General features: G+C 38.7%; 29 protein-coding genes and 2 pseudogenes. 5 read left to right on the forward strand and 26 right to left on the reverse strand.

Annotation, left to right across the window (positions count from 1 at the left end):
* The first annotated feature begins 172 nt into the window (after positions 1 to 172).
* Complete coding sequence (locus tag PGQ33_RS16150) at positions 173 to 832, forward strand: Crp/Fnr family transcriptional regulator (protein ID WP_270206082.1); 660 nt, start codon at positions 173 to 175, stop codon at positions 830 to 832.
* 120 nt (positions 833 to 952) lie between these two features.
* Here the strand turns inward: PGQ33_RS16150 and PGQ33_RS16155 are convergent, their stop codons facing one another.
* The 21 genes and pseudogenes from PGQ33_RS16155 to dinB all read right to left on the reverse strand — a co-directional run bounded on the left by PGQ33_RS16155 (position 953) and on the right by dinB (position 12,924).
* The gene (locus PGQ33_RS16155) at positions 953 to 2,644 is read right to left on the reverse strand and encodes an FAD-dependent oxidoreductase (RefSeq protein ID WP_117628822.1); all 1,692 of its coding nucleotides are present in this window, start codon (positions 2,642 to 2,644) and stop codon (positions 953 to 955) included.
* 1 nt (position 2,645) lies between these two features.
* Positions 2,646 to 2,966, reverse strand: coding sequence for a rhodanese-like domain-containing protein (locus tag PGQ33_RS16160; protein WP_005421613.1), 321 nt, complete (start codon positions 2,964 to 2,966; stop codon positions 2,646 to 2,648).
* A gap of 12 nt (positions 2,967 to 2,978) precedes the next feature.
* Positions 2,979 to 3,284: a thioredoxin gene (gene trxA, locus PGQ33_RS16165; protein WP_005421612.1), complete on the reverse strand. Its 306-nt coding sequence runs from the start codon at positions 3,282 to 3,284 to the stop codon at positions 2,979 to 2,981.
* 92 nt (positions 3,285 to 3,376) lie between these two features.
* Positions 3,377 to 4,123, reverse strand: coding sequence for an SDR family NAD(P)-dependent oxidoreductase (locus PGQ33_RS16170; RefSeq protein ID WP_005421611.1), 747 nt, complete (start codon positions 4,121 to 4,123; stop codon positions 3,377 to 3,379).
* Positions 4,124 to 4,276: 153 nt separating this feature from the next.
* Positions 4,277 to 4,435 (reverse strand): rubredoxin, encoded by a 159-nt coding sequence (locus PGQ33_RS16175; RefSeq protein ID WP_005339874.1) that lies wholly within the window; start codon positions 4,433 to 4,435, stop codon positions 4,277 to 4,279.
* A 91-nt stretch (positions 4,436 to 4,526) separates the two neighbouring features.
* The gene (locus PGQ33_RS16180) at positions 4,527 to 4,901 is read right to left on the reverse strand and encodes a desulfoferrodoxin family protein (protein ID WP_023920586.1); all 375 of its coding nucleotides are present in this window, start codon (positions 4,899 to 4,901) and stop codon (positions 4,527 to 4,529) included.
* Positions 4,902 to 4,947: 46 nt separating this feature from the next.
* Positions 4,948 to 5,490 carry a rubrerythrin gene (rbr, locus tag PGQ33_RS17090; RefSeq protein WP_243182783.1) on the reverse strand — a complete coding sequence of 181 codons (543 nt, stop codon included), beginning with the start codon at positions 5,488 to 5,490 and terminating at the stop codon, positions 4,948 to 4,950.
* An 18-nt stretch (positions 5,491 to 5,508) separates the two neighbouring features.
* Positions 5,509 to 6,129 (reverse strand): annotated as a pseudogene (locus PGQ33_RS17095) (flavin reductase); the annotation flags it as partial.
* Positions 6,122 to 6,529 (reverse strand): Fur family transcriptional regulator, encoded by a 408-nt coding sequence (locus tag PGQ33_RS16190; RefSeq protein WP_055151682.1) that lies wholly within the window; start codon positions 6,527 to 6,529, stop codon positions 6,122 to 6,124. The gene PGQ33_RS16190 and the pseudogene PGQ33_RS17095, both read right to left, overlap by 8 nt.
* Before the next feature lie 90 nt (positions 6,530 to 6,619).
* On the reverse strand, positions 6,620 to 7,369 hold the full coding sequence (yaaA, locus tag PGQ33_RS16195) for a peroxide stress protein YaaA (protein ID WP_270206083.1): 750 nt from the start codon (positions 7,367 to 7,369) through the stop codon (positions 6,620 to 6,622).
* Positions 7,369 to 7,824: a thioredoxin-dependent thiol peroxidase gene (bcp, locus tag PGQ33_RS16200; protein WP_024854727.1), complete on the reverse strand. Its 456-nt coding sequence runs from the start codon at positions 7,822 to 7,824 to the stop codon at positions 7,369 to 7,371. Before bcp ends, yaaA begins: the two co-directional genes overlap by 1 nt.
* Before the next feature lie 3 nt (positions 7,825 to 7,827).
* Positions 7,828 to 8,037, reverse strand: coding sequence for a DUF6219 family protein (locus PGQ33_RS16205; protein WP_270206084.1), 210 nt, complete (start codon positions 8,035 to 8,037; stop codon positions 7,828 to 7,830).
* Between the two features lie 179 nt (positions 8,038 to 8,216).
* On the reverse strand, positions 8,217 to 8,645 hold the full coding sequence (locus tag PGQ33_RS16210; RefSeq protein ID WP_270206085.1) for a hypothetical protein: 429 nt from the start codon (positions 8,643 to 8,645) through the stop codon (positions 8,217 to 8,219).
* Between the two features lie 4 nt (positions 8,646 to 8,649).
* On the reverse strand, positions 8,650 to 8,862 hold the full coding sequence (locus tag PGQ33_RS16215; RefSeq protein ID WP_026648209.1) for a sporulation initiation factor Spo0A C-terminal domain-containing protein: 213 nt from the start codon (positions 8,860 to 8,862) through the stop codon (positions 8,650 to 8,652).
* Positions 8,863 to 9,149: 287 nt separating this feature from the next.
* Positions 9,150 to 9,584 (reverse strand): bacteriohemerythrin, encoded by a 435-nt coding sequence (locus PGQ33_RS16220; protein WP_270206086.1) that lies wholly within the window; start codon positions 9,582 to 9,584, stop codon positions 9,150 to 9,152.
* A gap of 50 nt (positions 9,585 to 9,634) precedes the next feature.
* Positions 9,635 to 9,721 (reverse strand): annotated as a pseudogene (locus PGQ33_RS16225) (rubredoxin); the annotation flags it as partial.
* Between the two features lie 272 nt (positions 9,722 to 9,993).
* Complete coding sequence (locus PGQ33_RS16230; RefSeq protein ID WP_121057329.1) at positions 9,994 to 10,365, reverse strand: hypothetical protein; 372 nt, start codon at positions 10,363 to 10,365, stop codon at positions 9,994 to 9,996.
* A gap of 9 nt (positions 10,366 to 10,374) precedes the next feature.
* The gene (locus PGQ33_RS16235) at positions 10,375 to 10,947 is read right to left on the reverse strand and encodes a hypothetical protein (protein WP_118410971.1); all 573 of its coding nucleotides are present in this window, start codon (positions 10,945 to 10,947) and stop codon (positions 10,375 to 10,377) included.
* A 250-nt stretch (positions 10,948 to 11,197) separates the two neighbouring features.
* The gene (locus PGQ33_RS16240) at positions 11,198 to 11,437 is read right to left on the reverse strand and encodes a hypothetical protein (protein ID WP_008708201.1); all 240 of its coding nucleotides are present in this window, start codon (positions 11,435 to 11,437) and stop codon (positions 11,198 to 11,200) included.
* Positions 11,438 to 11,449: 12 nt separating this feature from the next.
* Positions 11,450 to 11,662 (reverse strand): hypothetical protein, encoded by a 213-nt coding sequence (locus tag PGQ33_RS16245; RefSeq protein ID WP_020993357.1) that lies wholly within the window; start codon positions 11,660 to 11,662, stop codon positions 11,450 to 11,452.
* A gap of 14 nt (positions 11,663 to 11,676) precedes the next feature.
* Positions 11,677 to 12,924: a DNA polymerase IV gene (gene dinB / locus PGQ33_RS16250; protein ID WP_270206087.1), complete on the reverse strand. Its 1,248-nt coding sequence runs from the start codon at positions 12,922 to 12,924 to the stop codon at positions 11,677 to 11,679.
* A gap of 194 nt (positions 12,925 to 13,118) precedes the next feature.
* Here dinB and PGQ33_RS16255 point away from each other — a divergent pair, with 194 nt between their 5' ends.
* Positions 13,119 to 13,850: an XRE family transcriptional regulator gene (locus PGQ33_RS16255; protein WP_270206088.1), complete on the forward strand. Its 732-nt coding sequence runs from the start codon at positions 13,119 to 13,121 to the stop codon at positions 13,848 to 13,850.
* 56 nt (positions 13,851 to 13,906) lie between these two features.
* Positions 13,907 to 14,107 carry a helix-turn-helix transcriptional regulator gene (locus PGQ33_RS16260; RefSeq protein ID WP_008688136.1) on the forward strand — a complete coding sequence of 67 codons (201 nt, stop codon included), beginning with the start codon at positions 13,907 to 13,909 and terminating at the stop codon, positions 14,105 to 14,107.
* A 58-nt stretch (positions 14,108 to 14,165) separates the two neighbouring features.
* On the opposite strand, the gene PGQ33_RS16265 is transcribed toward PGQ33_RS16260, so the two are convergent.
* Together PGQ33_RS16265 and PGQ33_RS16270 are read right to left on the reverse strand one after the other, a co-directional pair.
* On the reverse strand, positions 14,166 to 14,600 hold the full coding sequence (locus PGQ33_RS16265) for a flavodoxin family protein (protein ID WP_270206089.1): 435 nt from the start codon (positions 14,598 to 14,600) through the stop codon (positions 14,166 to 14,168).
* Complete coding sequence (locus tag PGQ33_RS16270) at positions 14,597 to 14,971, reverse strand: MmcQ/YjbR family DNA-binding protein (protein WP_270206090.1); 375 nt, start codon at positions 14,969 to 14,971, stop codon at positions 14,597 to 14,599. The genes PGQ33_RS16265 and PGQ33_RS16270 overlap by 4 nt, the downstream gene beginning before the upstream one ends.
* 249 nt (positions 14,972 to 15,220) lie before the next feature.
* Here PGQ33_RS16270 and PGQ33_RS16275 point away from each other — a divergent pair, with 249 nt between their 5' ends.
* Both PGQ33_RS16275 and PGQ33_RS16280 read left to right on the forward strand, forming a co-directional pair.
* Positions 15,221 to 15,544, forward strand: coding sequence for a MobC family plasmid mobilization relaxosome protein (locus PGQ33_RS16275; protein ID WP_117594111.1), 324 nt, complete (start codon positions 15,221 to 15,223; stop codon positions 15,542 to 15,544).
* A complete protein-coding gene (locus PGQ33_RS16280) occupies positions 15,511 to 16,869 on the forward strand; it encodes a relaxase/mobilization nuclease domain-containing protein (protein ID WP_270206091.1) in 1,359 nt (452 codons plus the stop codon). The genes PGQ33_RS16275 and PGQ33_RS16280 overlap by 34 nt, the downstream gene beginning before the upstream one ends.
* 131 nt (positions 16,870 to 17,000) lie before the next feature.
* On the opposite strand, the gene ftsH is transcribed toward PGQ33_RS16280, so the two are convergent.
* From ftsH to PGQ33_RS16295, 3 genes are read right to left on the reverse strand one after another with little or no spacing between them, the layout of a single operon-like run.
* The gene (gene ftsH, locus PGQ33_RS16285; RefSeq protein ID WP_055248541.1) at positions 17,001 to 18,815 is read right to left on the reverse strand and encodes an ATP-dependent zinc metalloprotease FtsH; all 1,815 of its coding nucleotides are present in this window, start codon (positions 18,813 to 18,815) and stop codon (positions 17,001 to 17,003) included.
* Between the two features lie 50 nt (positions 18,816 to 18,865).
* A complete protein-coding gene (gene bsh / locus PGQ33_RS16290; protein ID WP_005360258.1) occupies positions 18,866 to 19,855 on the reverse strand; it encodes a choloylglycine hydrolase in 990 nt (329 codons plus the stop codon).
* Between the two features lie 21 nt (positions 19,856 to 19,876).
* Positions 19,877 to 20,068, reverse strand: coding sequence for a hypothetical protein (locus PGQ33_RS16295; RefSeq protein ID WP_015559638.1), 192 nt, complete (start codon positions 20,066 to 20,068; stop codon positions 19,877 to 19,879).
* Positions 20,069 to 20,181: the final 113 nt, after the last annotated feature.

Consider the following 20,181-nt stretch of genomic DNA (forward strand, 5'->3'; position numbering starts at 1 on the left):
ATTCGGTCCAAAAATGTAAAACTGACATCTCCCTGCATTATTTATCCCTCCCTCATATTTACAACCGTCATGTACTATAGTCAGTATATTTTTATTTATGGCATATGTCAATTATTTAATTGACGCATCTTAAAAAAGCAAGTATACTATGTTCGTAAAGGAGATGACTGCTATGAGCTTCGAAAATTATTTTCCACTATGGAATGACTTAAATACAGCACAGAAAAAACTAATTTCAGACAATTTAATCACACGGGATGTAAAAAAAGGAACGATCATTCACAATGGAAACATGGACTGTACTGGATTATTACTGGTTAAATCCGGGCAGCTTCGAACTTACATACTTTCAGATGAAGGACGGGAGATTACACTTTACCGTCTGTTCGATATGGATATGTGTCTTTTATCCGCCTCATGTATCATGCGGTCTATTCAATTTCAAGTAACCATTGAAGCAGAAAAAGATACGGATCTTTGGATCATCCCTGCTGAAATCTATAAGGGCATCATGAAAGAATCTGCTCCTGTCGCAAACTATACCAATGAGTTAATGGCTACCCGTTTTACTGATGTCATGTGGCTGATTGAACAAATCATGTGGAAGAGTTTGGATAAGCGTGTTGCTTCATTTCTTTTAGAAGAATCATCCATTGAAGGAACAAATGAACTGAAAATCACTCACGAAACTATCGCAAACCATCTTGGTTCCCACAGGGAAGTTATCACTCGAATGCTTCGATACTTTCAAGGCGAAGGACTCGTCAGACTCTCTCGCGGCAAAATAACAATCCTTGATCCAAAAAGACTGGAAACACTCCAAAGGTCATAAAATTGTTTTTCTGTAACATATAAAGAAGAATCCTCCATTTATCAGAATTATGAAAGTCATTCTAATAAATGGGGGATCTTTTTATATAACGAGAAAATTATAAAAATATTATGATTATTTTTAATAATCCATACCACATGCATATGCCTTTTCAATCAGCGCACGGTCATTGACAACTGCATCATAGAAGCGGAATCCGCCGGAGAAGTTGTATGTTTCATATCCATTTCCTTCCAGAATACGACTGGCAATATAACTTCGCAGCCCACTCTGGCATATCAGGTAAACAGGCTTTCCCTTCTCAATTTCATTGATACGTTCCCTTAGTTCATCTACAGGAATGTTTTTGAATCCATCCATATGCCCCCTGTTAAATTCACCTACAGTTCTCACATCCAGCAACACAACACTTTTATCTCTAGAAATCTTATCCATATCTTCCAGATGCCATTGTTTTAAGGTACCTTTTGCTATATTGTCTATCATGAATCCTGCCATATTTACAGGATCCTTGGCAGAGGAATAAGGCGGTGCATATGCGAGATCCAAATCCTTCAGCTGGGTTGCCTTCAGCCCTGCATGGATTGCTGTTGCCAGCACATCAATACGTTTATCAACTCCTTCATATCCAATAATCTGAGCACCAAGCAAACGATAGCTCTCTTTTTCAAAAACCACCTTCATGGTCATCACTTTTCCACCAGGATAGTAACCGGCATGACTCATAGGAGAAAGAATTACTGTATCTACCTCTAATCCTGACTTTTTGGCATTGGTTTCATTGATACCTGTAGTGGCTGCTGTCATATCAAACACTTTTATAACGGAGCTTCCCTGACTGCCCAGGTAACGACTATCACCGCCACAAATATTATCAGCGATGATTCTGCCCTGTTTATTGGCTGGTCCTGCCAAAGAAATCAGCGCATCATTACCCGTAACATAATGTTTTACCTGAACTGCATCACCTGCAGCATAAATATCCGGTACAGAGGTTTCCATTCTGTCATTCACTACAATACTTTCCTTGATGCCAAGTTCCAGACCGGCTTCTTTTGCTAATACTGTGTCTGGTGTGACTCCGATTGCCAGAACTACCATATCAGCCTGAAGGGATGGATTATCTTTCAACAGGACCTCCACTCCGTTGTCTTTTTCTTTAAATCCTTCTACTGTATAGCCCAGTACCAGTTTTATCCCATGCTTTCTCATTTCATTATGGATCATGGATGCCATATCCGGGTCAAAAGGGTTCATCAGCTGCTTAGGCCGCTGGACAATCGTAACATCCATGCCAAGCTCCCTCAAATTTTCTGCCAGTTCCAGACCAATAAAACCGCCACCTGCCAATACAGCCGATTTTGGATGATTCTTATTTATATATTCCTTTATCCGAAAAGTGTCTTCTACAGTACGAAGTGTAAAAAGTTTATCAATACCTACTCCGGGAAGTCTCGGCTGTGTTGGCTTTGCACCTGGAGAAAGGATCAGCTTATCATATTTTTCTTCAAATATCTCACCATTCTCTAAATTTTTCACTGAAACCGTTTTACGTTCCGGATGTATGGAGATAACTTCATGATGAATTTTCATGTTAATACGGAAGCGTTTAAAAAAACTCTCTGGTGTCTGTAGTGTAAGTTCTTCCGGGTCTGTGATCACGTCTCCAATATAATATGGAAGTCCACAATTTGCATAGGATATGTATCCGGATCTTTCAAACACAGTAATTTCAGCATGTTCATTCAGTCTGCGTATTCTTGCTGCGGCTGTAGCTCCTCCGGCTACACCTCCTACAATTATTACCTTCATCTTATTTTTCCACCTTTCCTGAGTAAGCTGCAATGCCACCGATATTATTTACTTTAGAATATCCCATTCGTTGCAGTATCCCAGTTGCCTGGCGGCTTCGTGAACCGGAATAACAGTATACAAACAGTGGGATATCCTTATTCTTCGCTACAGAAGCAATATTGTCAAGTTGCTGCAACGGCACATTTTTACTTTCTGGTATATGTCCTTCCTGATATTCCTGCGGTGTACGTACATCCAGCAGAACTGCATCATCAGTCCTTTTATATTCTTCTATGCCTTGATTAATATTCGACTGTTTAAAGAGATCAAAAAATCCCATTAGCACACCTCCCTAAAGCATTTCTAAAATCGCATTCTTAGGTCTCGCCCCTGAAACCTGCTGTACAATCTTCCCATTCTTCATAACCACTAAAGTCGGAATGCTCATAATACTGAACTTATTTGCCAGTTCAGGCTCTTCATCTACATTAATCTTTCCAACTTTAATATCTCTACGCTCACTTGCAATCTCCTCTACAATAGGTACTACCATGCGGCAAGGCGCACACCAAGATGCCCAAAAATCTAAAAGAACGGGTTTATCGGAATTCAGTACTTCGTTCTGAAAATTATTTTTATTGATATTAATAGCAGACATTTTACAGTCCTCCTTATCTTTTTCTTTTTGTAGATTTATTATAGTCTTAATTTCATTTATTTTCCGTGATTACATCACCATACCTCATTAACTTAACTTCTTGCCATACCATCTACACTTAATATAACACCTGTAATGTAACTCGCCTCATCTGAAGCAAGAAACACAAACGCATTGGCAATATCTTCTGGCTGTCCAAGACGACGCAGTGGAATTCTTTCAATCATAGGTTCGATAACTTCCTTTGGCACGGCCTTCATCATATCAGTTTCTGTAATCCCAGGTGCAACAGCATTAACACGAATACCTTTAGGTCCTAGTTCTCTTGCTAATGATACAGTCAATCCGTTTACTGCAAACTTCGATGCCGGATAAGCAAACCCACTTGGCTGTCCCGAAATACTCACCATGGAAGAAGTTGAGAGAATGACCCCCTTGCCTCTTGCCACCATACATTCTGCTGCTACACGAGTAGTATTAAATACTCCTTTTACATTTAGATCCATGACTTTATCAAAAGTCTCCTCTGTATAATCCATAAATGAGGTGTTTTCTGAAATCCCTGCATTATTTACCAGTATGTCGACACATCCATATTTTTCAGTTGCCTCTTTAAAAGCCTTTCTGACAGACTCCATGCTTGCTAGATTTGGACTAATTCCAGCAACTATTGCATTGGGATATTTTTCTTTTAATTTATCTACAGCAACATCTGCCGATTCCTGTGAACTTGCTGCCAACACAACTGAAGCACCTTCCTTCAAGAATTTATCAGCTGTAGCAAATCCTATACCACGGCTTCCACCAGTAATGATTGCAACTTTATCTTTTAATCTCATTTAGACTACCTCCTTACTTTGTTTGTAGTTACATTATAAGCAAAAGGTAAACCTTTTTCTGTGATATCATCACAAACTATCGCAATAAAAAACCCTGTTGCTCACACGCACCAGGGTTTTTGTTTATCTATCCGTATTTAAATAATCAGAATTTTATTCAACTTCTGAGAACTGATCTTTTCCAACATTACATAATGGGCATTCAAAATCTTCTGGAACGTCCTCCCACTTTGTTCCTGGTGCAATACCACCTTCAGGATAACCTTCCTCTTCATCATATTCCCATCCGCAAACGTCACATACATATTTCATTAGTTTGTTCCTCCTTATAAATATATTAATACACAGCATATATTACTGTTGTATTTGTGTTGTTCTGTAACCTTAATATGTATAAATGCTTTTAGCATTTCCATAAACCATGCAGGTTACAATATGCATATACCTCTTCTACCTGTTCACCATCGCAAAGACAAAAATCTGCTACCGGCTCCTGCCCTGGATTTAACTGTTTTCTGTATATTCCCTGGTTTGTATTTAATGTAATCCACTCAATGAAATGCTCTTCAAGCATTGGATGTTTTGTCTCTCCGACCACGACATGAACATGACTGCCTTCTATCGTGTATACAGGTACATGCTTCTCGACAGCAGCATCTGTCACTCCGGCTTTTAATTCCTGCATAGGTTCTCCGCAACAAATTACAGGTACACCCTTATCCTTTACCTTTTCAACAATGTTTCCACAATGCTTACAAATATAATACCTTACTTCCATGCCTTTTTCTCCTTCCATGTGTAAAATTTATAATTCAATTGTCTCCTTAATAATTCTCTTCATGTACTTCAAAATAGCTCTGTGGATGATTACATACCGGACATACTTCAGGCGCCTTAGTTCCTACCACAATATGTCCACAGTTACGGCATTCCCATACCTTAACTTCGCTCTTTTCAAATACCTGTGAAGTTTCAATATTCTTAAGAAGTGCACGATATCTTTCCTCATGGTGCTTCTCAATCTCACCTACTGCCCTGAATTTTGCTGCAAGCTCAGGGAATCCTTCTTCCTCAGCTGTTTTAGCAAAGCCATCATACATATCTGTCCACTCATAATTTTCGCCTTCTGCCGCTGCCACCAGGTTTGCCTTTGTATCACCAATTCCTGCTAATTCCTTGAACCACATCTTTGCATGTTCTTTCTCATTATCTGCAGTCTTTAAAAACAATGCTGACATCTGCTCGTAACCTTCCTTTTTCGCTACTGAAGCAAAATATGTATACTTATTTCTTGCCTGTGATTCCCCTGCAAATGCCTCCTGTAAATTCTTCTCTGTCTGTGTTCCTGCATATTTGTTTTCTGCCATCTCTTTTACCTCCGTTTTCTTTACTACTTTTTCAAAATCTGATGCCGGGTGCTTGCACAAAGGACATATAAAGTCATCTGGTAATTCCTCTCCTACATATTCATATCCGCAAATTCTGCAACGCCATATTGTCTGACTGTCCTCTGTTTTTCCAACCTCCTGTGGCTTAGGCTTAATATTATTCTGATAATAATCATATGTTACTGAAGGAACATTGCTTAAAACTTCCATATCGGTTATCTCACCGATAAACATCGTATGTGAACCCAAGTCCTCTGTTTTAGTAACTGTCACAGAAATGTATGCATTTGTACCTTCTGTAATATAATAAATACCATTTGTGCCCCTGGCACACTGCTCAAAGGCTTCAAACTTATTAGTATCTCTTCCTGATTGGAAGCCAAAATGTTTGAACAATTCAAATTGTGCCTTCTGACTTAAGACTGATACAGTAAATTTTCCGGTTCTTTGAATCATATCATGCGTATAATTTGCCTTATTTACACAGATACTTAACTGGTTTGGTTCCGAAGCTGCCTGAATAGCTGTATTAATGATGCATCCGTTATCTTTTTCTGCTTCTTTAGCGGTCAATATAAACAGTCCATAACTCAACTTATACATTGCTTTCCTATCCATGCTGTTCCTCCTTTACCTTCTCCCTGCATTTCGGGCAAATGCCTTTAAATGAAATATCATAATCCACAAATTCAATTCCATGAGTGTTATGAATTCTTTCCAGCAAATCCGGTATTTGATCCATATCCACATCAAAAATTTCACCGCACTTTATACATCTTACATGGTAATGATTTTTCAATATAAAATCAAATCGGTTCGGTCCATCCGGAACTTCAACCTTTCTTAATGCACCTTCCTCTACCAATATATCAAGATTTCTATATACAGTTCCTTTTCCAATTGTTGGATATGCTTCTTTTATAAATTCATACACTTCATTTGCCGTAACGTGTCTTCTCATTTCGTATACTGTATTTCTTACAAGATCTTTTTGAATGGTATTTCTCCTACTTGTCATTCGTCCTCCTTATTAGGATTGGTTCTTAATAAGGATTATATACCACTATTATTTTGTTGTCAATAAAAATAGTAATAATTCTCATTATTATTATTTTATTTTGCGTTCAAATACATATTCTGAATCTGAAGATAAATCAGACCTAAACGAATATCCGAGTCTGTCAAATTTCTGAATCTCCACCGGATTTTCAATATTATTTTCCGCTATGAATCTGACCATTTCACCACGAGCCATCTTGGCATAGGTACCTTTTGTTACCAATTTATCTCCGGATAACTCACAAAATACAATCGTAATATATCTGTCCTGTGGTGTCAGATACTTTTCTATACATTTTGAGTATTCTTTTGATGCAAGATTAATGATAATCCTACTGCCATCGATTACTGAGCGGTATAACAATTCTCCCCAGTACTCATACAGATTTTTTGCATCTCCAATTCCAACCTTTGCCTGCATTTCAAGACGATAAGGAGTCACACCATCCATTGGTTTTAAAATGCCATAAAACGCAGACAAGATTCTTAAATGATTTTGCAAATACTCAAACTGCTGGATTTCAAACACAGATGGTGCCATATATTGAAATGCAATCCCTTCATATGCTAAAACAGCCGGAGTAAGCCTGTTATAAAGATCCATATTTTCCAACCTGTTAAAGTTCTGCTCTGCAATCTTGTCATTACATTTCCAGATAGCTTTCAGTTCTTCTTTTGATTTGCTTTTCATCCAGTTTAATACTTCTGCTGTCTTATCAATATAGACAGGCAGTTCAACCGGTGCTAAGTTATCGGTATCTACAATCATCTTTTTTGCAGGTGATAAAATAATCTTCATTATGCCAATTCCTTAAGCATATTTTCAGGATCATCTGCCGCCTTGACTTTATCATTTGCCTTTATAATGATTCCCTGCTCATCTATAAGATATGTAGTTCTTACTACACCCATAGATACTTTTCCATAATTTTTCTTTTCTTTCCAGACATCATATGCTTCAATAACTTTACGCTCCGGATCTGCCAATAGTGTAAATGCCAGTCCGTATTTTTCTTCAAATCTCTTGTGAGACGCTACAGAGTCCTTGCTTACTCCGAGAATAACAGCTCCCTTCTCAGTAAACTGTGGATAACGCTCAGAAAAGCCACATGCCTGCTTCGTACATCCTGGTGTATTATCCTTTGGATAAAAATATAAGATCACTTTTTTTCCTGCATAATCGCTTAATTTATGCACTTCTCCGTTCTGATCCGGCAATTCAAAATCCGGTGCTTTTATTCCTAACTCTAACATTTACTATTCCTCCGCTTTTGTATTTTTCACCTGTTTTCTTGTTCTTTTATTACTCGAAATCATTTTATGACCAGAATAGACTGCCATAATCATGCATATCAGAGAGCCAAATGCAAAGTATTTGTGTGCTGCTTTTAACCCTTTATATCCTGTATAAAAAGTTCCAATCATTGTGATTAAAGCTCCTACTGACCAATATTTATGTGCTTTCATGTAATTCCTCCATTTTTTCAGTGTATTCAATTCTAATTATATGCTACCATATTCCTATGTCAATTTGATAATAGAGCATTCCTATAAAATTTTTCAAAATATCATTGTCAAAACTATGTATTGTTATCCTTTAATTTTTCTTTGAAATAATTGACAAAAAGTTTGCTTTCAGGAGATTACTATTTAATCTTTTTTCCATCTATATATAGTTGAAATTTATCAGGATTATTGACAACATCATAGTCCTTTCCGTATTCTACAGGTCTATATTCGGCTGTCATTACCGATTCCCCGTCTTCAATATCCTCTTTCCATAAATAGATGTTCATATCAATGCTCGTCGCATATCCTCTGTCTGTGGAGAATTTTGTCGAATGAAAAGAATCATCCTTGTACATCTGCAAAAGTTTTCTTGCAAACGCTTCTCTATCCTCAATATCTTCCCTATTTGCGACCACGGTTATATTTTCATCCCGATTTACAGAAAAAGTTCCAACTACATCTGGTTCGCCTTCTTTATGACTGGATTCAAATTTCCCATAAATACTTCCTGCAGCAATTATCAAGATTGCTGTTCCTGAAATTACTGCAGTTATCTTTTTCTTCATATTTTTAATTTCCTTTTAATTTTTTTACTGCGTAATTGATTACTTCTTCCGGTGTAGGCCTGTCTCCTTTAAGTGTCATTTTCTTCCATTCTTCCTGCACAGCCGGGTCAGGATTATCAAATCCTGCATCTATGGCTATCTGCATTTCTCTGCGTACTTCTTCTGGTGTTGTGTTATACTTTTCTGCAATCTTCTCATATATAGTTTTCTCTCTCATTCATTTTCCTCCGATATATAAGTGGAATTATATCTTGTTCTATAAAATCAATTTAGCATATTTCTGTTGGCATGAAAAGAAACTTTACAACTTAAAATTGGATAAAAAGGACAAAAAAAGAAGAGCTGCTTGCTCTTCCCATATAGTAGTAGTAAAATAATATGTCATGCCAGCGCAATATATTACCTAGAATATCGCTATAACAGGAAAGGGGCTGCATTGTGACAGCCCCTAGTTTACTTCATCACGTTGTCTACATTCTGAATGAACTCGTTCCCTGGTTTATTTTAGCATTGGTCTGGATTTTGTTTCATAAAGATAAATTTTGCCACAGAGCGGTCGTATGTTTTAATGTGTCCAAACAGCCAGTCGATTACATTTTTCTGTACAAGTTCACTGAACCGATCTGTTGGTCCTTCATACTCCTGAAGGTATTCATGCAGTTCCTGAATTGTCTTTTTAAACTCTTCATGTTTTTCATGATGGTTTTCACGCTCTGGATAACCGGATTTTTCCTGAAGCTTTTCCTCTTCTTTGAAATGAAAGTCAGTATATTCATCCAGATAATCCAGCATTTTGATTGCTTTTACTTTGCTGTCGCCATTTTGACAGGCAGTTACAAAGTTCTGGATACGGTCGATCAATTCTTTATGCTGGGTATCAATTGTTTCATTTCCTGTTACTAAATTGTCATCAAAGGTAATGTTTAAATCGTAAGTCATAATTTGACCTCCATTTCTTTTATATGTTCTCTTAGGATCTTTTAATGTCTGGCAGTTTCTGAATCGATACCAGCGTCTGGATCTCCTACTGCCGGATCATAAATATATCCACATGGTTCACATTCATATTTTATCATAGTCATTTTCCCTTTTCAATGTCGATTTATTTTTGTTACCAAGTTCCTAGCAATTTTTCTAACACTTTGTTTCTTGTATATCTGTATTATACATGATAATGATCCTTTGTCAATAATAGTAATTATTATTATTATACTTAGCATAAACTGATATTCGAATTGCAAATCTACATATTGTATATATCATGGGAATAGTTGAATAAAAAAATGAACTCTATTCATTAAAGACAGAGTTGCTGGAAATTATTTCTCTCCAACAACTTTTTTCGTCTTTAAGTCCTTGAAGCACAATACTGTCCAATCAGATTCATCCAACTGTTATATTTATTCTTTTCACACACCTTTCGGCAAATTTCATTTTCCATCAATACACAGAACATCTTATCATAATCAAATGCCCAAACAGCACCATTCACATGGTTTTCCACTGCTTTCTGATCTATGTTCTTTAAACGTGTGACCATTTTTTCAATTTCTCCATTTCTCAAGTTACCGATATTTTTGCAGATAAACCGAAAGAAATTCAACGTTGCATATTCGTCATGCCAATGGAACTCTTCTGGATTGTTTTTAATTTTACTGACTCGCTGCTGTTCTTTGATTATCTGATCAGCTACACCTTTCATCGAATCTTCGTATCTCATACTACTCACCTACTCTTCCTCAACGCCCAGTGACGGTTTAAATCTTTTATCCTTTGCCTGCGGTACCACGATCTCATAAAAATAAAATCCTAAATATCCAAGTGCCTGCTTCTTCATTTTATAAAAAGAAGTCCTGCCTATTCCTAACTCCTGCTGTACTTCCACATCTGTCTTATTATAATGACTGCAAAAACAGGAATGAAGGATTTCACTGAGCATCACACCATTCGGTGCATAGAACTTCACCAGTGTCATTCCACGATAGATCATATCAGACAAGCCATAAATGATCATCAGGTTATTCATTTCCCGGTGCATCTTTGGCACATTCAGCTGATTGTTATAAATGCTCAGATAACTCAATGCATATGCCATATCTTCATTGATTTTCTCCTGGCACTCCATATCCAGTTCTTCCAATACAACCTGGTTTTCTAAAATCAGTTTTTGGTAGCTTGTCATCAGTTCTTTAATATCAGTATAATGTCTTTCGATTGTAACTTCCAGATAATCCTGTGCATGACTTGCCATCTGGAAGGTAATTTCTTTCATTGATTTAATTGCATAATCTCTGTCTGTCATCAGTTTCAAAATCTCCTTATCATCATCACACTAACTGGCGGTCTTTCAGACCAGTTCGCTTTCCCCATGATTTTGATGGGAAGCAATTACTTACTACAACTTGCAGAAGCGGATATCCAAAAGGCATTGTGGGAGCTGCCTTTGCTGACCGAAATCCATCTTCTTATGTAAAACCTGCAGGAATATAAAGGGAAAGTGACTATCCCTGCCGGTTAATAATCCAAATAATATCGTCTATACCAATCTCTCCTTATGCTGTTTTTCTCTCCATAAACCATTTATCCACTTCGTAAAACAAGTGGCTTTCCTGCCCCTGTATCATACAGGTGTACATCACTCCTACACCGCCTGCCTTTCTGCTGGCGCATCGCTCAATTTTCAAAATTCTGTCAATACTATATTTTCTTCCATCCTCCCATGTAAAAAATATGGGAACCAGCCGTCCGTCTTTCCGGAACTCTGCCACTACATCTACATATACTTTGTTCATGCCGACACCTCACTATAAAATCTCGATTGCTCTTGGCGATGCCGGGATTCTGCGGATATATCCATTTTGCTCCAACTGCTTGATTCTGGAAAAAGCAGATGATGTTGATCTTACTCCGATCAGTTTTCCAAATTCCCGAACTGTCGGCGGGTATCCATGCTCCTTCGTATAATTCAAAATACACTGATAACTTTCTTTCTGTTTTCTGGTTAATACTTTTTTCAAATCTATCCCTCCAATTACCCATGAAAATAACTGTGTGGATGGACCGTGTGCGTACCAGCGTCTAAGTGGGATAAGACTTTATTCTGATACATTGCCGCTCGCTGTATACTGAAATATCCAAACCGTCGTCTAATCTCATCTACAGTACGATCCAGCTTCTCTAACTTTTCCTTTTTCTCCTGATTTCCAAATAAATCCAACTGCACGGGAATATCATCTAACACAAGATCCGCAGCTCGGATTCCCAGGCTTCTAATGGGATGTTCCCATTTGTAATTATCTTTAAATAGCTGAAATGCTGCAGTTACAATCTCATTTGTAATATTCGTTGGCTGTCGTAAATGTATCTGTCTGGAAAAACTATACAATCCATTATCTCGAACTGTAATTTCTACTGTTTTGCATTTAAATCCATGTTTCCGCAATCGTGCAGCTACACTTTCTGCCAATGCTATTTGAATGATCCAGACATCCAGATCATTTTCCAGATCTCTCGGTGTTGTAGTGCTATTACCTATCGACTTTACTGGTGCTTCATATCCTTCCTTGCAAACCGGATCTTCATCCCAGCCATTTGCGAAAGCCCATAATACATTTCCTATTTTTCCAAAATGACTCTCTAACAACTTTTCGTCTGATTCCGCAAGTTGCCCGATTGTCCGGATTCCAAGTTTTTGCAATTTCTTATTTGTCTGTCTTCCGACATAAAGCAAATCTGACGCTGGAAGCTGCCATATCCTGTCTTTATAATTTTCTCGATTAAACTCTGTGATTGCATCCGGCTTTTTATAATCTGAACCAAGTTTCGCATAAATCTTATTCCAGGAAATTCCAATACTTACCGTTACACCCAGTTCGTATTTAATCCGATGGCTGATTTCTCTTGCAATCGTCATTCCGCTTCCTTTCAGATTTCTGCTGTCCGATACATCCAGCCAGGCTTCATCAATTCCATATGGCTCGATCTTGTCCGTATACTCCGAATAGATTTCTCTTGCCATCTGTGAAAATCTCAAATACAAATCCATCCGTGGTGGTACAAAAATAAGTCCCGGACAAACCTGTTTCGCCTGCCATAATGCCATTCCGGTTTTTACTCCTTTTTTCTTGGCAATATAATTTGCTGTCAGTACAATTCCATGTCTGGCTTCCGGATCGCCACCGACTGCCAGAGGCATTCCGGCAAATTCCGGATGATGTAGCATTTCTACACTGGCATAAAAACAGTTCATATCACTATGCAGGATCACACGCTCACTCAAACTTTTCACCTCCCAGCTGTTTTCTTCAACATAATGTCTTATCAATTTCTGTATGTTTAGTATATATCGACATTCCGGAGACAGTCAAGCGACATCTTGGTTGTATTTTCTCCATTTTGGAGATTATTGTTGATTTTATTTCTAACATACGGTATAATGCATATAGAAAATTCAAATAGAAATGAGGCGAACAAATGCGTGATTTCGGGGAAATATTAGCAGAAAATAGAAAAAAGAAAGGATACTCTCAATCAGATCTGGTAGACCTGCTTTCTCAGGAAGGTATTCAGGTTACTACAAAAGCAATCTCCAAATGGGAGACCAATGCACGAGAACCAGCTTTACATGTTTTCCTGACACTTTGCCAGTTACTTGATATCGAAGATATATACGAATCCTTCTTTGGAGAAAACCCATATAACATTATGAGTGGATTGAATGAAGAAGGCAGAAATAAATTGATTGAATTTGCTGATATTTTGAAAGCTTCTAAAAAGTTTTCTCCACTGTCTGCAAAGATTATCCCATTCCATCATCCTGTAGACATTACCTGGGAACCTGTTTCTGCTGGTACTGGAAATTATCTGGAAGATTCTGTAAAAGAAACCTATGACGTAGGACATCTTGCTCCTGAGCAGACTGACTTTGGTGTACGGATCTCCGGTGACAGTATGGAGCCACTTTATCACACAGGCGATGTCGCATGGATTCAGAAAAAAGATTCTCTTGCTAATGGTGAAATTGGAATCTTCTATCTCAACGGCAATACTTACATCAAGGAATTACACGATGAGCCAGATGGTGTTTATCTGATCTCTTTAAATCAAAAATATCGTCCTATCCAGGTTTTGGAATCTGACTCTTTTAAGATTTTTGGAAAAGTAATCGGGAAATGCAAAGGTGTAGAAATTCCGGGATTTCATTAGATTTCAACAGCAGGTTCATGATCCTGCTGATAACAATAAGCAAAGGAAGTGATTGAATGGCAATCAATAATACACTAAAAGATATTCGTGAAGAACGGAATCTCATTCAAGCAGATTTGGCTGAAGCCATAGGTTCCTGCAGCCAGACTATAGGCCGCATCGAACGTGGAGAACGTAATCCTTCTCTTGAAATTGCAATCCGGCTGGCACATTACCTGAAAGTGCCTGTAGAAGATATTTTTCAAATTGAAGACTGAAGTACAACAGCCAGAAAACCGAGGAGTAAAATCCCCGGTTTTCCTTTTTGCTCAAAAATTAGTGTAATCCTTTTACGAAGTCCACTGCGTTTTTCATATCTTCTTCATTAGGATGGTCTTTAGCAATACCTCCAACCAGTTTAAATGGTCCGAATGTGTCATACCCTTTGCACCCAAATTTTCCTATCACTTTAGAATGCTTCTTGTCCAAAATCTGCTCTAAGGATTTATAATTCGCACTTCCACCATAAGTACAAATCAGAAATATCTTTTTGTTATCCGGTAGGTTCTTCTCTGCAAATCCCAATATCGACTGATGAAATTTTGAAAAATAGATTCCTGATGCAAATCCAATCATATCATAACTGTTCAGATCTGCATTTGGCTGTTTTACAGCATCAATCAAATCGACCTGGCACTCTTCTGCTATGCTTTTTACTAATTTTTCTGTATTTCCATGATGGACAGACGCATATACGATCGCTTTTCTCATTTGTTTTCCTTTCTGCCTGCTCCATCAATCAGGTCATAACTCATATCCAAAAAGTCCAGTATCTTTGCTTCACTGACCGAACCTTCCAGTAAAATCGTGATCCAGTGCTGCTTATTCATATGGTATCCTGGTAAAAATCCATAAGTCTGAATAATCATGCTGATCATTTCTGGATCGCACTTTACGTCCATGATGTCAACCAGATCATTTCCCTCTAATCCCAATTTCGATTTTTCAACCGTCATGATCACTGCATACAATTTTCCATTTTCATGTCGGAGTACTGCACTGTCCGGTAGTTTACTCCATAAATATTCCGGCATTGTGCCATACTGTTTCTGCACATATTCAAAAATTTCTTCTTTCTTCACAATCTATTCAACTCCTGATTCTTCTGATATCCTGCCCATAATCATACCACATTTTCGTATCCCGTACTACCTGCAAAATTCTTTTGCATTTTCCCGGTTCTCCTGACTTTAACTAATAGAGGGGTAAAACAGCAAGGACAGGAAGTGAGGATACACTTCCGGGAAATCCCAATTTAGGGTACCCTGCCCTAAATTGAAAAACGCTGAAAGCAGCGATACTACTGCCCTCTCAGAAAGGAGAAATTACCAATGGCTGAAAGAAAACGAAACAAAGAAATCCATTTTTATGTCACAGATGAAGAGCGGAAGCTGATCCGCAGGAAGATGATAGAATCAAAGACCAAAAACATGGGAGCTTATCTGCGGAAAATGGCAATCGACGGTTACATCGTCAACACCGATACCACTCCACTGAAGAAACAGTATGAGGAAATGCACAAGATTGGCGTAAATATCAACCAGATTGCGAAGAAAGTGAATACCACCGGAGATCTGTATCCGGAAGAAATGCAAGAACTGAAAGAGATGGTAAAAGAGATATGGCATATATTAAGATCTTCCCAATCAAAGTAATGGACAAAAAAGCTCTGGACTACATTACCAATCCTGATAAGACTGATGAAAAACTATTGATTTCTAGTTTTGGCTGTTCTCCTGAAACAGCTGATCTGGAATTTGCCATGACGAGAGAACAGACAAAAAAGAACGGAATGGATAAAGGTGATAATCTGGCATTTCATCTGATTCAGTCCTTTAAGCCTGGTGAAACAGATGCAGAAATCGCCCATCGCTTAGGACAACAATTTGCAGACGAAGTACTGAAAGGAAAATATGAATACGTGATCAGTACCCATGTTGACAAAAACCACATTCATAACCACATCATCTTTAATGCAGCAAGTTTTGTTGATCATCACAAATATGTTTCCAATAAGCGGAGCTACCATAAAATCTGCCGGATCAGTAATCGTATCTGCCATGAAAATGGACTTGCCACCAGTATGCCAACCGGAGAAAAAGGTAAAAGCTATAAAGAGAACATCGAATATCATCGTGGCACCAGTTGGAAAGCCAAGCTACGTGTTTCAGTTGATAAGGCAATCTGGACTTCCATTAACTATGAGGAATTTCTACAAAAAATGCAGTTAGCCGGATATGAAGTCCGCCAAGGAAAACACCTATCCTTCCGTGCACCAGAGCAGAAGAATTTCACTTATATGAAATCTCTCGGAAGCTATTATTCAGAAGAAAATGTCCGCATCCGCCTGGCTAAAAATCGTAACAAAGTGAAAACTCCAAAGCATCTATCCAGAGAAGCTCGCCTGTATATCAATATCTCCACGTATGTTACAACCGGCAATCGAGAAGGATTTGAACGTTGGGCAAAACTAAATAATCTAAAAGAGACAGCCCGCACCTTCAACTATCTTTCCGAAAATAATCTGCTGAATTATGAAGATTTCCAGCAGCATATTTCTGACGTTGATGCTTCTGTTAAAGCGGCTGAACAGAGAATAATACAAATTAACAGTGAGCTAAGCACACAGAAAATCATTCAAAAGCACTGCGATTCTTACCGACTCTGCCGTAAAGTGATTGAAGATTGCAAATCTGCCAAAAACCCAAAAGTATACCGCACCAAACATCAGGCAGAATACCAGCTCCACGATTCACTAAAAAAAGAGCTTCAGGATCTCGGTATTACCAAAATCCCAAGCTCTAATAAAATCCAGAAGCAGATTGAAAATCTTGAATCTGAACAGACTTCTACTGTTCGGGAAAAACAGGAATTACAGAAAAAGCTGAAAACTCTGGAAATCATTCAGCAGAATTTCACAGCACTGCTCAATGCTCCGGAGATACAAATTCCTGTATCAGGGAAAGAGCCAACTCTTTAAAAAGAAGAGGTACCTATGTAACGGTGCCTCTTCCCTTTCCATCTAATCTGTTTTATTGCTCTACCCTATCACCCTTAATATGCTGGTGGAAGATGTATTCCATGTGGAAGATGATTATCTAATTAACTACATTATTTTCTGTCTAAAATATCCATAAATTCGTCACCTGTAATTGTTTCCTTCTCATACAGGTACATAGCCAGTTCGTCCAGTTTTTCCCTGTTTTCGGAAAGGATTTTTCTTGCTTTTTCATGCTCTGCTTTTACGAGCTGCACGACTTTTTCATCAATTTCCTTCTGGGTATCTGTGGAACAGGAAAGAGACGTATCGCCGCCAAGATACTGGTTGGTCACGGTTTCCATTGCCACCATGTCGAATTCATCTGTCATGCCGTAGCGGGTGATCATCGCTCTTGCAATTTTTGTTGCCTGTTCGATATCATTGGAGGCTCCTGTCGTGATCTCACCAAATACGATCTCCTCTGCCGCACGTCCGCCTGTAAATGTAACAATCTTATTCTCAAGTTCTTTTTTCGTCATCAGATATTTATCACCCTGCTCAACCTGCATAGTGTAGCCGAGTGCACCTGAGGTACGCGGGATGATCGTAATCTTCTGGACCGGTGCTGAATGACTCTGCAATGCAGCTACCAGAGCGTGTCCTATCTCATGATATGCAACAACCTTCTTCTCCTGATCTGAAAGAACCGCATTCTTCTTCTGATATCCTGCAATAACCACTTCTATACTTTCTTCGAGATCAGATTCATTTACAACGGTCCTTCCACTACGGACAGCACGTAATGCTGCTTCATTTATAATATTGGCAAGCTCCGCACCGGATGCACCGGATGCCATACGTGCAATCGTATGCAGGTCAACATCATCAGATGCTTTTATCTTCTTTGCATGAACCTTTAAAATTGCTTCACGTCCTGCAAGATCCGGCAGTTCAACCGGCACACGCCTGTCAAAACGTCCCGGACGTGTAAGTGCCGGATCTAACGACTCCGGACGGTTCGTTGCAGCAAGAATGATGACACCATTATTTCCTTCAAATCCATCCATCTCTGTAAGAAGCTGATTTAAGGTCTGCTCCCTCTCATCATTTCCGCCCATTTGTCCGTCACGCTTTTTACCAATGGCATCAATTTCATCAATAAACACGATACATGGTGCCTTTTCCTTTGCCTGTCTGAAAAGATCTCGAACCTTGGAAGCTCCCATACCGACAAACATCTCTACGAATTCTGATCCGGACATTGAGAAAAATGGTACATTTGATTCACCCGCAACTGCTTTTGCAAGCATTGTTTTACCAGTTCCCGGAGGTCCTACAAGAAGGACACCTTTTGGCATAGACGCACCTACATCGGTATACTTCTTCGGATTGTGAAGATAATCAACGATCTCTGAAAGGTTTTCTTTCGCCTCATCTTCTCCTGCAACGTCTGAAAAACGGATTCCCTCACTGGATTGCACATAAATCTTCGCATTGCTTTTTCCCATTCCAAAAGCCATCGAATTTTTTCCTCCGGCATGCTCCATCAGTTTCTTCGCCATATAATTTCCCAGTGCGATAAAAAGGATCAATGGCAAAACCCCGGTCAGCAGGAAGCTGATGATCGGTGACATCTGCTTATCGATATCTTTTGCGAATACTGCTCCACATTCATATAGCCTGTCCGTCAGGTTCGGATCGTTCATCAGACCTGTTTTATAAATATTTTTTTGATCTTTATCTGTAAAGATGATCTGATTGTCCTTAACTTCTACTTCACCGATATTCTTCTTCTCGATCATGCTCATAAAAGTTCCATAATCCGTTTCCTTTACCTGATGCTCCATAAGGATTGGTGTGACAACCAGATTAAATACGATCAGCACTATTAACACAATCCCATAATAATATGCCAGTGGTTTTTTCGGTGTTTTAACTTCTTTCATGGTCTTTCCTCCTGTTGTTCTGCGATATGCTTTCTCCGTGCATTTTCGTATTATTTATTCTGCCATCTGACTTCGCCCTTGGACAGAAGCGGATAACAGATCAGCTGATCTGAATCCAGATTTTCCGCATGCATGTCAACCGCTGTGATCTGATGATTATCATAAGTCGTATAATAATAAATACCTTTTGCTGTATTACAACAGGACGTGTATATCGTGATCTCATATTTGCCTTCTGTCACCTCACAACATCCACGCTGCTGATCTACAGATCCTAAGATATGGAAGAACTGGCTTACACTCTCACCCTCTTCTTCACCGGAGATCGAATTTAATTTTGTAAAGGCAACTTTCACAAATCTTGACTGGCTGGAAAGATCTCCAGGTATTCCCATTCCACCCATTCCTCTGCTATATGCATCAAGCTGTAATACTCCTGCAAAAGTACTCTCCGGCTGTTTTCTGGATACTCCGGCATAATTATTCAGTGCAAACATCTGACCCAGGAATGGTGGATTATTGGTAAGCACTCCTACCGGATTATCATATACATGCAGCCCATCCTTCATAGACTCAACAACGATACAGGCGTCTTTGTCTGCAATGATCCAGTGAAGCTGTGCTGTCGGCAGCTGTTCACTGAATGCTGTGCCTGTCAGTCTCATTGCTGCCAGCTTCTCTCTCGCCTCTGCTACAGTAGCACACTGTGTAAGGATCCATGGGATGAACTCGAACTGTGCCACCTGGCTGACTTCTGTTTCATCTTCCGGCAAAGCCTCTTCATATGCCGCATTGCCGACAAAATTAAGACCTGCCATTCCAAGGCCTTTTTCATTAACAGCATCATAATAAAGCGGATAACCTCCTGCAACAAATGCCATTCCGATCAAAGCATAATGGCTTTTTATCTTCCCGGCAAACCGGAAATCAAATTCGTAATTTCTTGGCGTTATCGTAATCTGTTCCCCATAGGAAAATTCATAATCAAGCGTTCTACCCATATAAAAATCTTTTGTTTTGTAAGTTGCTGCTGTACACATATCGAACACCTCTTCTTTCTGCTATAATAGTCCTGCAAACAATCTCATAAACAACTGTCCGATCCGTAAATATGCACTCCGTCCTGTGCGGTACTTTTCGGTCACTTCCCTGCATTCATTCATGGTTGCTCCCAGATCATCTCTTATATCCAAAACTGTCTGACTATCCGCCATAAAACAACCATTTTCAAAGTGGTGATAAAGCAATGCCATTCAGTTAAGCATCATTTTAGTGGTTTTCTGTCATAGAAAGCCACTGTTTTTATACCTAAAAACTTTAAAAATATTACAAAAAACAGTTGACAAGTAAGCCAATATATGTTGCG

The organism is Coprococcus sp. AM100_B19A (assembly GCF_027662015.1).
Taxonomy (GTDB): domain Bacteria; phylum Bacillota; class Clostridia; order Lachnospirales; family Lachnospiraceae; genus Allocoprococcus; species Allocoprococcus comes.